The following is a 15034-nucleotide window of genomic DNA, read 5'->3' on the forward strand; positions in this document are numbered from 1 at the left end:
GGCCTTTCGGGTCCCTACGCGGCATATTTTCTGATGCATCGTCAAATTCCTTTTCTTGTCTACCAAGTACCGTCGCCGCGAAGGACAGCGTCGGCGCCGCCGTCCAGGAATACGACTTGGCCGGTGATATGAGAGTTTTCTTTGGACACCAGCCAGGAAATCAATTGCGCCACCTGTTGTGGCTGGGCATGACCGTTCAACGGCATCGGCACGCTGCCATCGATAGCCTTTAGACCTGCATCGGTGTCGAGCATGGCCTGGATCATCGGTGTGACGATGGTGCCGGGGGCGATGGCGTTGAGCGGAATGCCCATGCCTGCCCACTCAGCCGTGATGGCGTTGCGACGCACCCAGCGTGCGATCGCAGCCTTCGACGACGAATAGATCTGTGCACCGTGGCCGCCTTCCACGGCGGACCGGGCTGCTGCTGTTGCCGCGGCTTCGTCGCCGGCAAGTGCGGCTTCGACGATGGAAGGATCAGTGGGGTGTAGTGACGCTACAGACGAGATCACCACGGCCCTCGGATCGGTGCCTTCGACGAGTAGAGGCCGCAGGCCTTCGAGGGTAGCCACAGCACCGAAGTAGTTGACACCAATGGTGATCGGGTCGAACAGTGCGACGCCCGCGCAGGCTACAACCCCGTCCAACCTTCCGCCTGTCAACTGGCGAGCCCGTTCGACGAGCTCGCGTCGTCCGTCTGCCGTCGCGAGGTCAACGGTGATATCGCTGTCTCGCAGATCTGCGCCGACGACGTGAGCACCCTGGTTGCGCAGATGCGCGGCAGCGGCAGCGCCGATACCGGAAGCACTACCGGTCACTAAGTACGTTCTGGGCATGTCCCGCCTTGTCATGGTTCGAGGAAGCGTGATCGCAATGTGCGTATATGAGACAAGGTGCCAATCTATGCCATCATGCTAATATGTGTCAAAGGACTCCGGAGGAACTATGACTCGACCGCAGCAGTCGTTGATGGACCGTCGTCGGGCGGCAGTGCGGATGGACATCGCCGCGAGTGCTGCACGACTCTTTGCTGAGCGCGGATTCGACGCGACCTCGGTGGAGGACATTGCGCGCGGAGCCGGGATGTCGGTTCGAACCTTCTACCGGCACTGCGATGCGAAAGAAGACACCTTGACCCCAGTGGTTGTGTCAGGGATTCGCCACTTCGTCGAATGCCTGCGCACCAGACCAGAACAAGAATTGGTGTCCACATCCGTACAGCAAGCATTTCTGCAGGTATTCGAACGTTACAAGAACGCAGAAGGTATTTCGTCGAGCGAACTTTTCGTCATCCTCACTTCAGTGCCCGGTATTCACGCACGATGGATGGTTGCGGCACATGGACTAGCAGAGGAAATGCGACCGCTTCTCGCGCGGCGTGCCGGATTGGAACCTGATGGTCTCGAGGCGCGCATGTTGTCGCATACGCTGATCGGCGCGCTCACAGTCACTTTGGAGTACTGGGCAGCCCAGGAACAGGGCGATCCCAACGAGATCGGACGACTCGCAGCATCAGCGCTATCAGTGCTCCGGATCATTACCGTCGAACAAGAACACTGAACTGACTCCAGATTCGACAGATTAGGAAAAATGATGATTCGATCTATCACACGTAACGTGATTGTTCCCGTGCTACCGGATCTCGCGTGGGAGTACGTGGGGGACTTCGATGCTCTTGCGTCTTGGCATCCCGGTGTTCCTCCCGTAGAGATGGAAAACAATGCAGACCCGAAAGAGATAGGTTCTGTCCGAACCTTTTCAGTAGACGGACGAGTAGTGGCCCGTCAGCAATTACGCGCCCGCGATGCTGAGAAGCGCAGCTACAGTTATGAAGTACTCGACCCGATGCTGCCCGTCCGTGACTACGTCGCGACGATCGCGGTCGTCCCCCACGATCAGGGCTCACAAATCCAATGGAGCGCTACCTATCGATCCGGCGACGATACTGTAGCCATGATCGAGCAGGCATATGGCGACAACGTCTACCGCACTGGACTCAAAGCTTTTGGAGAACATTTTGGCGCATAGCGGCTCGCAGATCGGTTGCATACTGCACGAACATCTGCCCGCATGACTCGTTCACAACAGCTGCGCTGACACAACGTCGGCATCTGAACTTTCAAACCTCGATGCAACGGTCGGTGGTGTCACGCGCTGTCGAGTTCCTGCGGGGTTTCGAGTGAGGCCATCCCCCCCGCTCACCTCTGCCAAACATGCCGATCGTGATGCGGCGACGGCGAGGTGGCGTCTTGCCGTGATTGTGCGCAAGGGTAGAGGATAACCCTCACGCCTGTTCGGGCCTGTACTGGAGGTTGCTGTGAAGAAAGTTGTTCGTACGCTGCTTGTCTGCGCATCCGTCGTCATAGGTTCGACGCTGGCGACGGTGGGCACTGCGTCCGCGGCTGTGACCGTTCCGTTCCAAGTCGACCCGGCACCGTTCGGAAATCCGAACGGCAGTTTCGACGCTCCCGCTGTGCGCTGTGTGGCGGTGCTCGGCGAACAGCCTGGCACGGTGACCATTACCGGTGGCAAGGAAGGCAGGTGGGGGTGCTTGATCTCGTCCGACGTGCATTGGTTGAATCTGTCGACCGGAGCGTCTGGCTCCGCGCGAATGTCTGACGGACTCTATGGATTTCCGTCCGAGGCGACGCTGATGAGTGGGTCTGGGCATGTTGTGGTCACCATCGTTTCCACCCTTGGGACGATCACTCCAGGAATCGCAAGCTTCTTCGTTCCATAGAAGCCGTGGTACGAGAATCGGCGTGGGGTCATTCGGACAGTTGAATTTTTGGACCGAAATCTGCATTTCAGCTGTTCAGGGCCAATCGGTTGAGTCTTTGATTCCGCTGGAGTTCGGAGCAGGTGGTATCAATTTGAAGTACATAACCCTTCTGCGACCCATAGAGACGGCGCAGAAGAAGATCTGTGCTGATGGTCTCGAAGAATTCTGATGTGACAGTGCAGCCGTGGAGGATACATGCGCGGACGCAAACTCAGCGGATCTGAATGACAAGCAGTAACGGGCGACCACCCGACGAGTAAGGAACAACCATGACGACACCTCCTGGATGGCACGCGGACCCGGAAGGCTCGGCACAGCTACGGTGGTGGGACGGCCAACAGTGGACGACCGCTCTTCAGCCAGATCCAATGAAACCGACTGCTTCAGAACACTTGTCAGGCCTCCCTGCTGATCCGGCTTCCGGTGGATCCAGCCGTAAGAAGTGGCCATGGTTCGTGGCCGCCGGCGTGGTGCTTCTCGTCGTTATCGGTGCGGTCAATTCAGCCAACAAGACATCGGACGACGTAGCGGACGCGCAGGCGGCCACAACGACACAATCGAGTGCGGTCGAAAAGGCTCCCATCATTCCGAAAGCCACGATCACTACTGTCCTTCCGCCCCCGCCCCCGCCACCGGCTCCGGTCGTGCCGATGGCAACTACCGAACCTGTGACGCCAAGACCTACCGCGCCTGCCGCACCGAAGACGACTGAGCGGGCCAGCGGGCAGACGGGGATGACCGGCGGACAGCGCAATGCTGTGCGTGCGGCCAACAGCTATCTCGACGTGACCGCCTTTTCGCGAGAGGGTCTTATCGAGCAGTTGGAGTTCGAGGACTATTCGAGCGAGGATGCGGCATTCGCTGTGGACTATATAGCGCCTGACTGGAACGAACAGGCTTCGCTTGCCGCGGAAGACTATCTCGACGTGATGGCATTTTCGAGACAGGGACTAATCGACCAACTGGTATTCGGAGGGTTCACCCCTGAACAGGCTCAGTACGGAGTGGATCAGACAGGGCTCTAGCCTCCCGGCTGACCAAGAGTGGCAGACCCCCAAGGAAGTTGTTTCACCGCCTCTCGACGGATGGCGGATCCGGTCCAGCAACTGCCCAGCGTTTCGGAACCCGGGTTGGGCGAGGGATGTCGAAATTTGACCTCAGCTGTCTGATCGCGTAGCTCGACTCTCGATCGAGCTCCGGGCCGAATCCGATCGACCATTAGAGTCGAGCGATGACTCCCGTGAGCTGGACACTCGACGCATCAGGTGGAGGCCACCTGACGATCAAGACGGACGTCACCGGCAAGGCGTCCAAACTGGGCCACCGCCTCACCATTGCAATGAAGTCGTGGACGGCCGCCATTGACTGGTCTGGGCACACTCCCACCTCGGTCACCTTCACCGCCGAAGTCGATTCACTCGACGTGGTAGGCGGTGAAGGTGGTGTCACGCCGCTGATCGGTCCGGAGAAGATGCTCGCAAAATCCAACGCGCTGAAGACCTTCGACGCAAAACGGTACCCCCAGATTCGCTTCCGCTCAGACGATATCGCCGCGAAAGAGAACGGATTCGCCCTGCGCGGCACGATGGAGATCCATGGTGTCACCCGTGAGATGACTGTGATCGTAATCGTCGCCGACGACGGTACGAAATGGCACTGTGCATCCGAAAGTACAGTGCGCCAGTCAGATTACGGAATCAAGCCGTACTCACAGATGCTGGGTGCTATGAAGGTGGTCGATGAGGTGACCGTGTCCTTCGAGGCCGAGCGCACGAAGCCAAGCTTGAATCCACCGAAACGGTAATCGACGAAGGATCTCAGGTGCGACGGTAGGCGTTGTGAAGTGCGACCGGGTACTTCGCGTTCGCTGCGTGGATAACCGCGACTTGACACTTGAGGTCTTTCGAGTTCGACCGAAACCGTGCACACTACGTCGATGACTCGAAAACGAGGGGTAGAGAAAGCAATCGGTTCAGCAGTACTAGTCGCGGCACTCGCTATGACCGCGGGGTGCGGGAGCGATACATCGTCTGCCGATGGACCGCCCGGTGTCAGCGTCAACGGCGTCGGTGAAGTCGAAGGCACACCTGACACCCTGACGGCGCAGATCGGCGTCGAGACAATAGCCGACGACGTCACCACCGCCATCGATCAGGCGAACACCGCGGTCGGCACAGTGACCGATGCGGTAGCCGCCGCAGGCGTCGATCGAGAAGACATTCAGACTCAACAGGTGTCGATCAACCCCCAGTACTCGGGTGGGATGCCCGGCGGAACCCCAGAGATTTCCGGCTACCAGGCAACCAACACCTTGCGAGTCACGGTTCGGGACCTGTCGAAGGCGTCGACGGTCCTCGGCGACGCCACGTCCGCCGGTGGCAACGCAACCCGGATCTCCGGAGTGTCATTCCGCATCGACGACGATTCGGAACTGATATCCGACGCGCGGGCCCGGGCATTCGCCGACGCCCGCGATCGCGCTGAACAGTACGCGACGCTCTCGGGTAGCGACCTCGGGCAAGTTCTGTCCATTACCGAGAACATCACCGGGCAGGACCAACTGTCGAGATTCCCAGATGGCGCGAGTATGGCCGACTCATCGGTCCCCATCGAACCCGGGCAGCAGACTGTCAGCGTGTCCGTGGCCGTCAAATGGGCTTTGGACTGATCCGCACCAATTTCCTCGGTGTCTAGACCAACTTGTTGTCTCGGTTCTCCCAGTATGGTTTGCGGAGGTCGCGTTTGAGGATCTTTCCGGTGGGGTTGCGGGGGAGGACTTCGACGACGTCGATACTCGTGGGGCATTTGAACTTTGCGAGACGGCCGCGGGTATAGGTGATCAATTCGGATTCATCGACGATCGCGTCGGGCACGAGAACGACAACGGCTTTGATCGTTTCACCCCAACGGTCGTCGGGGACGCCGATGACCGCGACCTCGGCTATTGCGGGATGCTCCACGAGGATCCGTTCGATCTCAGGTGAGTAGACGTTCTCACCACCGGTAATGATCATGTCCTTGAGGCGGTCTTCGATGAATACGAAGCCGCCATCATCGGCTCGACCCATGTCCCCGCTGCGTAACCACCCTTCGGCGGTGATGGTTTCGGCTGTAGCCTCGGGTTTACCCAGATAGCCCGGGGTGCATTGTTCCGACCGCCACCACAGCTCACCAGTAATGCCGGTTGGTGCATCCTCGAGTGTCACGGGATCGACGATCCGGACTTCCATACCGGGGATCGGCGTCCCAGCCGAGGCCATGCGTTCGGTCTGGGCTTCATCGCGATGAACGTCGGGCATCAACGCGGTAACCACCCCCGCCAACTCCGTCATGCCGTAGACCTGTACGAACTCGGTGTCCGGCCAGGCAGCAAGCGCAGCGCGTAACAGTGGCAGCGGCATCGGTGCAGCGCCGTAGATGATGCGCTTGAATGCCTTGAACGCGTTGATCGCTTGTTCTCCCGCAGCCAACACCCCGGAGATCACCGGGGGAACGAGGAAGGCGATGTTGGCGCCGGCCGCGAGTCCGGCAAAGATAGACGGGCCGTCAGCTTCCCGGGTGAAGTAGCAGTGCTTACCAGCATGAATTCCCATAATGGCGTAGCAGGTTCCACCGACGTGGAACATAGGCATGGCGATCAAGAATCGGTGGTCTTCCTCCGCCGGCATGATTTCGAGCATGCTGTCGCTGTGTGCGAAGAGGTTTCGATGTGTCAGCCGAATACCTTTGGGACGACCGGTAGTCCCCGAGCTGTAGAGAATCAGTGCAGTTGCATCCGGGCTTACATGTGGGCGGGGGTATAAAGGCGAGACTCCGTCGATCCAAGGCTCGAACTCATCGTGTTCACCGCCTACCGATAAGATCCTTTCGACGGCGGTCAGACGGTCGCGGATCGCAAGAATCTGTGGATGGAGTTCGCTGCCGACGAACAGGATGCGGGCACCTGAGTCGGCGAGCACGTAATCGAGTTCTTCACCTGCAAGCCGCCAGTTCGGAACGACGTTCGCCGCACCGAGAAGCGAAGCGGCATAGGTGACTTCGATACATGACAAATGATTTTTGTCGACAAAGGCGACCGTATCGCCGGCTACGATACCCGCGTCGGCGAGTGCGGACGCGACGCGAAGGATGCGGTCATACCACTGTGACCAGGTGTATTCCGACCCTTGGAAGGCCATCGCAAGCTCGTCCGGTTTGACCGTCGACCAATGCTCGACGCGATCGGAGATGATTGCTGCGGTGGAATCGGACATCGAACCATCCTTATATCGGTTTGGCGTACGGATTACGTAAGTCCGGTTGCCTCGCAATCGTGAATCGAACATTAACTTGGGCCTCGGTTCGGCGGACGACTTCCATCCAAATCGAAGTCTCCGAGTTCGCGACGGCGAGAGTGCAATACCTGCCGTCAGCGAAGGGGCCCGAGGTCCCGCGTGAGGATCTAGGTCGGTCATCGACTCCATCGGCGAAATGTAGGTGTCGCATGGGCTCATCAGTAGACACCGGCGCCCCTGGTCATCGAGCCGCCGCACCCACGCACAGGGCGGGATTCGTTCGATCGACGCGCTGTTCGCACGTTGGAGACGCTACGGATGGCGTGGAATCTCCGGGGGTTGTCAAGGCGATGACCGACTGCGCGACGATCCGAGGTCGACCGAGGTGTTCGACGCGAGTTCGTCACGGAGTGCTGTGATCTGGATGGTGAGTTCGGCGATCTGCTTCTCGGTTGCAGCTTGGTTGACGTCGTCCTGTTCGGCCACTTTCTGCACAAGCCAGGACGCCAAAGTCGCTGTCACCACTCCCAACAGGGCGATGCCGGCGATCATCAGCGCAACCGCGATGCACCGACCTGTTGCAGTGCTGGGGCTGTAATCCCCATATCCGACAGTTGTCACCGTCGCAACGGACCACCAGAGGGCGTCTGGAAACGTTTTTATGTTCCCGGTCGGTGCGGCTCGCTCGACGTCGAGCATCGCCAGTGAGGCCACGAAGACCAGCAGGACTGTTCCGGTGACTGCGTAGGTAACGACGCGCCCTCGCAACGCACCTCCGATCGAACGTTGCAGAAAGCTCACCAAGGTGAGCAGTCGAAGCAATCGGAGTGGTCGCAGTACCGGAAGGACGACAATCGCTAGTTCATGCAGGTGCAGCGCGAACCATCGAGTTCGCTGATCGGCGAGCGTGAGCCGTACGAGATAGTCGACGCCGAACAAAACCCAAATCACCAGTACGGCGTTTTCTGCGACTCGTTGGCCGAAACCAGCCGGCTGGGTCAGCACCGTCCAGGCGTAGATCGCAAGGAATGTCAAAGCTGCACCTGCCAGAGGCCATTCAGTTGACCGTTCCCATCGCTCGTAGTCCATGGGGTGGCACTGTACCGATCAGCTGAGTCGAACGAAGATCCGCTTCGCTCCCGTTTCGGCATCCATGATGTCCAACAAGCAAAGACGCATCCAGAATGAGCATGGGACCGTTGTTCACATAATTTTTCGAAGTGGATTCGGTGCGTTGGGTGCGTTGGATACTCTGACAGGTCGAGATTATTTTCTTCCGATAGGAGCGTGCTTCGAGTGACTTCACCATTCCTGACCAAGGGCCAGAATGTTGCCCTACCGGACGGAGTGACCGAATTGGATGTGATCGTCTCTTGGGTCGATCCGGACCGAGATCTCGATGCGTCTGCTTTGCTGGTGGATTCGAACTCTCGTGTCCGATCGGACGCAGACTTCGTCTTCTACAATCAACCAGAGTCCGCTGAAGCAGCTGTGAGATATCTTGGCAGCAGCAGCACCGACGAGGGTAAGCAGGAGAGAATCTCGATTCATCTGGCGACACTTCCTTTGGATGTGGCAAAGGTCGTCATCGCAGGCAGTGCCGATGACCACGTGTTGGGTGATTTCGGGAAGCTGTCCCTGCAGGTACGCGATCAGTCGGGTTCAGTTATAGGTGAATTCTTCACGGCCGACGCCACATCCGAGCGTGCGTTCGTCTTCGGTGAGGTGTACCGGCGAGATGGCTCGTGGAAGCTGCGCGCAGTCGGGCAAGGATGGGAGTCGGGTCTTGCCGGTCTGGCAAAGGATTTCGGCGTCGACGTCGATGACAGCGATATCGAGTCGGTAGTCGACGACGTCGTGATCGAGGTCCCCGACTCGCACACTCAGAGCGCTGCATCCACGGGCGAGGTCGTCGAGATATCCGTTATCGATGTCGAACGCCCGAAACGTGGTGTGCGAACCAAGAAGCCGGCGCCCAAGAGGGTAGCAGTACCTCAGTTCACCCTCGCGGGAGGGGAGAGTTGGCATACTGCTCGATTGTTCTCGGTCGCCGGTGTCGGGTCCGGTGAGGAGCAAGAGAAGAGAGCAACATCTGCCCTTATCGCGACGATGCAGGCTGTGCGTCCGTTCGCACGAGTGATCTGCTCTCGCGCTGGGGCACCGGCTGGACCATTCGAGGGCTACCTGGAAGTGCCCTTCGTCAAAGGCGAGGGAAAGGTAATCCCAGATGGGGTATTCCGGGTCTCGCGGGCCGGGTACATCTGGACCGCCTTGCTCGAAGTCAAGACCGGCACAGGCAAGTTGTACAAGGAACAGGTGGAAAACTACCTCGACGTCGCCAGGCGTCACAAGTACGAGGTAGTGCTGACACTGTCGAACGACATACCAGCTTCGGTGGGTGAGCTCCCGGTCGAAGTGAACAAGACCAAACTCAGCAAGGTGTCGTTGCGTCATATTTCGTGGTCCGAGGTGATCCATGAAGCTCGAATGTTGTTGTCGCACGGTGACCTCACTGATTCCTTGCAGGTGTGGATTCTGAGTGAGTTCGTCAGGTATCTGACTCACCCGAAATCAGGTGCGACGGAATTCGTGGACATGGGTCGTCACTGGGTAGCCGTGCGTGATTCGGTTACCGATGGCACGCTCCGCAGTAGTGATGTCAAGGCGCTTGCGGTCGCGAATACTTGGGCATCCTTGTCGAGGCATCTCGCGTTGCGGATGACCGCTGACCTCGGGGTACTAGTGAAGCACCATCTCCCCAGAAAGCTCAATGGCGACCCGCAGGCTCGGAACGAATATCTGGTCGATCAACTTGCGACTTCTGGATACCTGTCTGCCACGTTGCGAATCCCGGACGCTGCCGGCGATCTCACGGTCCAAGCAGATCTGCGTACGAACAAGATTCAGTGCAGCACGACTCTCGACGCACCGACGGAGGGGACGGCGCTTCGGCGGACGTCGTGGTTGCTCAAGCAACTCAAGAACGCCCCGGCAGACATTCTCGTCGAAGCGGTGTTCGCCGATGTCGGCGAAACTTCGTGTGAGAACTTGGCGACTGTGCGAGCCGACGCAAAGTCGTTGACATCCGGGCGGGTCAGCGAGCTGCAGCGTTTTACACTTACGTCACCGTCGAAGATGGGCAGCAAGCGCTCTGGATCCGCAGCGAGTTTCATCGGCAGCGTCACCGATGGGGTCGATGGCTTCTACCGCGATGTGGTGCAACCACTCAAGCAGTGGGTACCGTCTGCGCCCGAGTCGTCTCCGGCCGAAGCGTCCGGTGTATAGCTCCATACCGATATCGAGTAGCTTACGACCCGGTTGTCCGCGGATCCGGTGCCCATTTCAGCGGGCACCGGATCCGCGGGCGGTTGTGACCGCTCCTCAGCCAGTGGCGTACATCGAGTCACCGGCGGAACGGGTCGATTCGAGTACCGATACCAGCGTGCGACTCGACTGGGCCGGTCGAGTCACATGAAGTACTCGGCGCGGCTGACGTAGGTTTCGGACACGAAAAGCACTCCTGGTGAGGCGTCGAGAAATGGTCTGAGACCGGCGAGGAGCGCTTCGACCTTGGCTTCTGGAACTACAGTGATCAGTAACTCCAGTGCTGCCTGCTGATTGAAGAGCAATCGGCCCTGGCGATAGCCATGATGGCCGAGGCCGGAAACCCCGGACACGGCGGTGAAGCCGGTGACGTCGGCACTGCGAAAGAGTTCGCGTACTGCAGGTGCGTCGTCTCCGGTGACGACGATTTCGATCTTGGTCATTTTTGTCAGGCCTGTGTATGTCATCTGGTTGTCTCCTGCTCGTGGGGGATAGGTGTTGTCGAATGTTCGTCCCAGCGTCGCCACCCCGTGCGGGTGTGGCGTTGCCAGGGTTGTCGAGTGTGTTCGCGTGCGGCCAGTGCTATCCACTCGTTGTCGACGAGATCCTGGAGCATGGGGTTTCGAGCGATGATCGTGGTGATGTTTGCCAGGGGTGCCTCGACTATGGCCATCAGTCGCATAGGTTCATGAACGAGCAGGCCTTCGTGGGTGAGGGATTGTTGCGGCAGTCCGAGTTGCAGATCTCCGCCATGTCCGGCAAGTACTCCAACACCGGCAATGACATTGTGGATGGTCTTCGTACCGGCGCCGAATGCGCGGGGCGCGACAGTTGAAAAATAGTATTGGGAGTTGATCCACTGCGCTACGACAAGGGGAGCGGTGAGGATCGTCTCGAGGGCTGTGCCGTCGGGATCGGTTGCAGCATCGTAGGAGTGGAGGAATGCGCGACGGTGGAGGTCGATACCCCTGGTGCTCGTGCGTGGCCCGATGATGAAGGCGGCATTGGATGCGAGGCCCCATTCGGGGTAGACCTGTGCCCAGTCGGCGGCTCTGGTTCGGACGTGGCGGGCCGCTTCGGTTGGCGACGGAGTCTTCGGTGCGCCGGGCAGGGCCGTGCACCGCTCGACGGCTAGTGCACTACTGACGATGTCGAGGTCCGCGGTCAGCCGTGCAAGGTCGTCCCTGTGACTGTTGGGCACCAAGTGGGTGTCGAGAACCACGACGCGGTCGGTGGTGGTGTTGTGCTGTGCTGCAATGAAATAGGTGTCATCACCGATGTCGATTCCGTAGTTGTGCAATTCGTTTCGGACGGCATGCGAGTTGAGAATGGCTGCAGCAGTGCGGGCTGTCGGAGCACCGGGTTGTCCTCCGCAGGCGCCGCAGTCGAGTGCCGCTTGGTAGGGGTTGTTCTCGGTCTGGCTGCCGTGTGCGCACATCACGACGAGACGCGCAAACCCTGTCGTGAAGCCCATTGTGGCCAACGCTGCGTGCGCGATACCTACTTGCTGATCCAACGCGATCGTATCGTCGACACTGATCACAGTGGATGCCCTTGGTGCAATGAGGTGGCGCACTCGCCGCCTGACCGCGGCGCTGGCAGTGGGTGCCAGCGTCTTGGTCGCGGCCCAGGGACCCGCCACCCATCCGGCTATTTCTGCGAGGGTGAACGGTGCGACTGCAGAGTCTTTCGCACTATGGAACGATGCGTCGGCGGCCGTGAGCGTCGAGAGCCCCGCGACACGGCGGGCGGCCGCGGGAAGCGCGTGCGTCGCGGGATGTTCGCCGACATCGTGGTTCGGAGAAATCAGCACCGGGCAGAGGTCTCTACTGGCTCCACCAGCGAGATCGGTGAAACGGATTGCGGCGGCGAAGAATCCCGCGAAACCGAGAGTTCGATACCCATCGAGTTCTTCGAGGTGGCGACGCAGGCCTTCGGATCGGGTGTCGATGCAGCACACCATCTGGACGTGTACAGGATCGGACGCAGGAGCTTCGGGAGTGTTCTGCAAGTCGTCGAGGAGCGCGTCGCGGTAATGCGCTTCGTAGGCGTCTTGCCATATGGCGGTACGCGCGGTGAGCGGCAGGACAGTGAGAATTCGACCTGCGGCAGCTAACTGAGCGTCCGTAACGTTGGCGATGCCCCAGGCCTGCACGAGAGTTTCCGACCGTTGCCGGGCTGACGGAGTCTCCGATTCCGTGGCGATCGTCGAGTCGTGTGTGACCCCCTGTCCGCTACCGCCAAGCAGTATTGCCTCGTAGGACAGTCTCATAGCTAGATAGTCGACTACGTCGATTCCAACTCCGCGCTCCGAGCACCACCGCACGTGGGCAGCCCACCCAGGCAGACGAGTCAAGTGTGCTTGCATATAAAGGGCCCGAGAATCGTCATCGACACCAAGCATGTCCAGTGCTGACAGCGCAGCGTCGTCGGCTCGGAAAGGCAGCTTGCGCAACGTAGCCCTGACGTGGCGGGGCAGAGTGTGGTCGCGGTGTGCGAGCTCATGCCAGGCTGCGAAGAATCCATTCTCACGTCCCGGCATCGGCCAACCAGCTGTGGTCGAACCCAGGAAGGCCGAGCACCATTTTGCCGTTTGAGTGTCGACGGTGTCAGCGACGGCGGGCTTATGCATCTCACTGCGAGTCCGGTTACTGCGCAATGGATCTGGGGATGGAATACCGTAAAGTAGGTCGTCCCTCAGGAGCTGTCCCGGTGTCGGGAACTCAGGGCCGAGTTGCACCCGGGGGCCGTCCATCACGCCGGGAAAGCGTCGTTGCAAGACCCCCTCGATGTCGGCATCGGTGATTCGACCGTCCCGATACAGCACCCGAAATGTCTGCTCGGGCAGGGTTGCCTGCGCACCGTAGAGATCACCGGCGCGGTGAGTGGCTTGTTCGAACGGCATCTTCGCGAGGCCTGCCAAGGGATTGACTGCGATGAAGGTTTCGACGGGGTAGTGCGTCGGCAGTACCCGGGCAGCCAAGGCCACCTCCGCACGCAACTTGGCTCGACGGATTCGGCTCGATGAGTGATCGACTGCTGCGGTCATCGGTGTGCTCCTGTCATAGGTGAAGTCGAGGCTGGTTTTGCGCGATTCGACAGCGGGTCAGGCATGCTGACGTGCCCTGCACTGAGCGCTCGCACGTAGAGCGTGCGATGCAGAAACTTCCAAGGTCCTGCGGCATCCGCATACCGCACCACCGTGACGCCAACGAGGACGCCGGCGATCGCTGTGAGGAGCCAACTAGCCGCAACAGGGGGCGCGTAATCGGGCAAGTCCGTGGTCATCCATCCGGCGACGGCACCGACGAGCCATACATAGCCCGCCGACGCCACTGCGAGCGTCGACACTGCTGTCAAAGCGCGGCCGACGTCGAATCCTCGTTCGAGCCACCCCATGGTGGCCGCGGTTGCAGTGGCCCACGCAAAGATCAACAGTGCGTACCCGGACTGGTGTTCGCCCGCGGGGAGAGGGAACAGCAGCACTGCGATACCCAACGTCATGGCCGTTACCGCTATCGAAGCGAGTGCAACTATCGCGTGCCGAGTCCGAGTGCTCCGCATCTTGGGCGGTGCGAAGGCAATTCGACGGTGGTGATCGACAGCCGACCCGGAGGAGAGGAACAAAGTCGCTTTGTACAGACCGTGGGCCACCAGATGGAATACCGCCGCAGCGTAGAGACCAAGACCACAGGTCAAGGTCATGAAACCCATCTGCGCCATGGTCGAATGGGTCAGGGCACCCTTGATGTCGGGTTTGGTCAGCATCAGTAGCGTTCCGTAGACCATGGTGACTGCACCCGCGAGCACCACCAGCCCCATTGCGACGGCAGAGTCGTTGACCAGGGATCCCAATCGGATCAGTAGTATTCCGCCGGCATTGACCACCCCTGCGTGCAGCAACGCAGACACAGGTGTCGGCGCAGTCAGTGTGGTGGGTAGCCAGCGATGAAACGGAATCTGTGCGGACCGCGACAGTGCCGCCAGGGCGAAGAGGCAGGCGATCGCTCCTGCGCTCAGGGTCGAAGCGTCGAAGTCCATTCCGTTCGTCGTCGCCAGTTCGAGGTTGCCCGCGTGGACGGTCACCAATACGACCGCCAGCCAGAGTGCGAGGTCCCCGATCAAAAAAGTGAGTGTCGTTCGTCTTATCCCGTCTCGTGCCGCGCTCAGGTGGGAGTAGGTAGCGAGCAGGAGACATAAGGCGATCCCTGCCATCGTCCAGAACACTGCGAGGCCTATCAGAGTCGCGGAGACCATCAAGCCGATCGAAGCGGTGGTGAGCAGACCTGCCGAGGCCGAGAACCACCGTGCACGAGAATCACCCGCCAGATAACGAACAGCAAAGCTCTGCGCGACGGCGCTCACTCCGAATACCAACAGCATCAAGAGCACGCCCAGCCGATTTGCCGCCACCCCGGCAAGAACGTTCCCGTCGTCACCTCTGATCAACATCGACACATCGCGGTGCGCGATGACGGCTATGCCCAATCCTGCCGTGGCGAGGAAACACCCGGACGCGACCCAGCCTCCCAGTTGTCGGGTTACGCAGGGGTAACGAGTATCCAGGGCTAACGCTGCCGCAGAGGCGAGTAGAGGCAGCACCACCACGCCGACCAGCACAGCAGCGAACACATTCTCTATTCTCATAGGTAGA

At 59.8% G+C, this 15034-nt stretch carries 13 protein-coding genes; 7 read left to right on the forward strand and 6 right to left on the reverse strand.

What is annotated here, in order from left to right; translation table 11 throughout:
* Positions 1 to 59 precede the first annotated feature (59 nt).
* On the reverse strand, positions 60 to 818 hold the full coding sequence (locus tag BJD99_RS02805) for an SDR family oxidoreductase (RefSeq protein WP_256895413.1): 759 nt from the start codon (positions 816 to 818) through the stop codon (positions 60 to 62).
* Positions 819 to 945: 127 nt separating this feature from the next.
* On the opposite strand from BJD99_RS02805, the gene BJD99_RS02810 reads away from it, so the two are divergent.
* The 6 genes from BJD99_RS02810 to BJD99_RS02840 all read left to right on the forward strand — a co-directional run bounded on the left by BJD99_RS02810 (position 946) and on the right by BJD99_RS02840 (position 5450).
* The gene (locus BJD99_RS02810) at positions 946 to 1560 is read left to right on the forward strand and encodes a TetR family transcriptional regulator (RefSeq protein ID WP_084345282.1); all 615 of its coding nucleotides are present in this window, start codon (positions 946 to 948) and stop codon (positions 1558 to 1560) included.
* 33 nt (positions 1561 to 1593) lie between these two features.
* The gene (locus BJD99_RS02815; protein ID WP_084345383.1) at positions 1594 to 2028 is read left to right on the forward strand and encodes an SRPBCC family protein; all 435 of its coding nucleotides are present in this window, start codon (positions 1594 to 1596) and stop codon (positions 2026 to 2028) included.
* 289 nt (positions 2029 to 2317) lie between these two features.
* Positions 2318 to 2740, forward strand: coding sequence for a hypothetical protein (locus BJD99_RS02820; RefSeq protein WP_256895415.1), 423 nt, complete (start codon positions 2318 to 2320; stop codon positions 2738 to 2740).
* Positions 2741 to 3051: 311 nt separating this feature from the next.
* Complete coding sequence (locus BJD99_RS02830; protein WP_084345284.1) at positions 3052 to 3807, forward strand: Ltp family lipoprotein; 756 nt, start codon at positions 3052 to 3054, stop codon at positions 3805 to 3807.
* Positions 3808 to 4013: 206 nt separating this feature from the next.
* Positions 4014 to 4586, forward strand: coding sequence for a YceI family protein (locus tag BJD99_RS02835; RefSeq protein ID WP_084345285.1), 573 nt, complete (start codon positions 4014 to 4016; stop codon positions 4584 to 4586).
* A 132-nt stretch (positions 4587 to 4718) separates the two neighbouring features.
* On the forward strand, positions 4719 to 5450 hold the full coding sequence (locus tag BJD99_RS02840) for an SIMPL domain-containing protein (RefSeq protein WP_084345286.1): 732 nt from the start codon (positions 4719 to 4721) through the stop codon (positions 5448 to 5450).
* A 22-nt stretch (positions 5451 to 5472) separates the two neighbouring features.
* On the opposite strand, the gene BJD99_RS02845 is transcribed toward BJD99_RS02840, so the two are convergent.
* Together BJD99_RS02845 and BJD99_RS02850 are read right to left on the reverse strand one after the other, a co-directional pair.
* On the reverse strand, positions 5473 to 7035 hold the full coding sequence (locus BJD99_RS02845) for a long-chain-fatty-acid--CoA ligase (protein ID WP_084345287.1): 1563 nt from the start codon (positions 7033 to 7035) through the stop codon (positions 5473 to 5475).
* A gap of 363 nt (positions 7036 to 7398) precedes the next feature.
* Positions 7399 to 8145 carry a potassium channel family protein gene (locus BJD99_RS02850; protein WP_084345288.1) on the reverse strand — a complete coding sequence of 249 codons (747 nt, stop codon included), beginning with the start codon at positions 8143 to 8145 and terminating at the stop codon, positions 7399 to 7401.
* A gap of 207 nt (positions 8146 to 8352) precedes the next feature.
* On the opposite strand from BJD99_RS02850, the gene BJD99_RS02855 reads away from it, so the two are divergent.
* The gene (locus BJD99_RS02855; RefSeq protein ID WP_084345289.1) at positions 8353 to 10341 is read left to right on the forward strand and encodes a TerD family protein; all 1989 of its coding nucleotides are present in this window, start codon (positions 8353 to 8355) and stop codon (positions 10339 to 10341) included.
* A gap of 182 nt (positions 10342 to 10523) precedes the next feature.
* Here BJD99_RS02855 and BJD99_RS02860 read toward each other — a convergent pair whose 3' ends face one another.
* The 3 genes from BJD99_RS02860 to BJD99_RS02870 are packed head-to-tail and all read right to left on the reverse strand — an operon-like array spanning position 10524 to position 15027.
* Complete coding sequence (locus BJD99_RS02860; protein ID WP_256895416.1) at positions 10524 to 10823, reverse strand: P-II family nitrogen regulator; 300 nt, start codon at positions 10821 to 10823, stop codon at positions 10524 to 10526.
* Between the two features lie 20 nt (positions 10824 to 10843).
* Positions 10844 to 13429: a DUF2309 domain-containing protein gene (locus tag BJD99_RS02865; protein ID WP_084345291.1), complete on the reverse strand. Its 2586-nt coding sequence runs from the start codon at positions 13427 to 13429 to the stop codon at positions 10844 to 10846.
* Complete coding sequence (locus BJD99_RS02870) at positions 13426 to 15027, reverse strand: proton-conducting transporter membrane subunit (protein WP_084345292.1); 1602 nt, start codon at positions 15025 to 15027, stop codon at positions 13426 to 13428. Before BJD99_RS02870 ends, BJD99_RS02865 begins: the two co-directional genes overlap by 4 nt.
* Positions 15028 to 15034: the final 7 nt, after the last annotated feature.

This window comes from Rhodococcus sp. 1163 (assembly GCF_002091985.1).
Classification (GTDB): domain Bacteria; phylum Actinomycetota; class Actinomycetes; order Mycobacteriales; family Mycobacteriaceae; genus Rhodococcoides.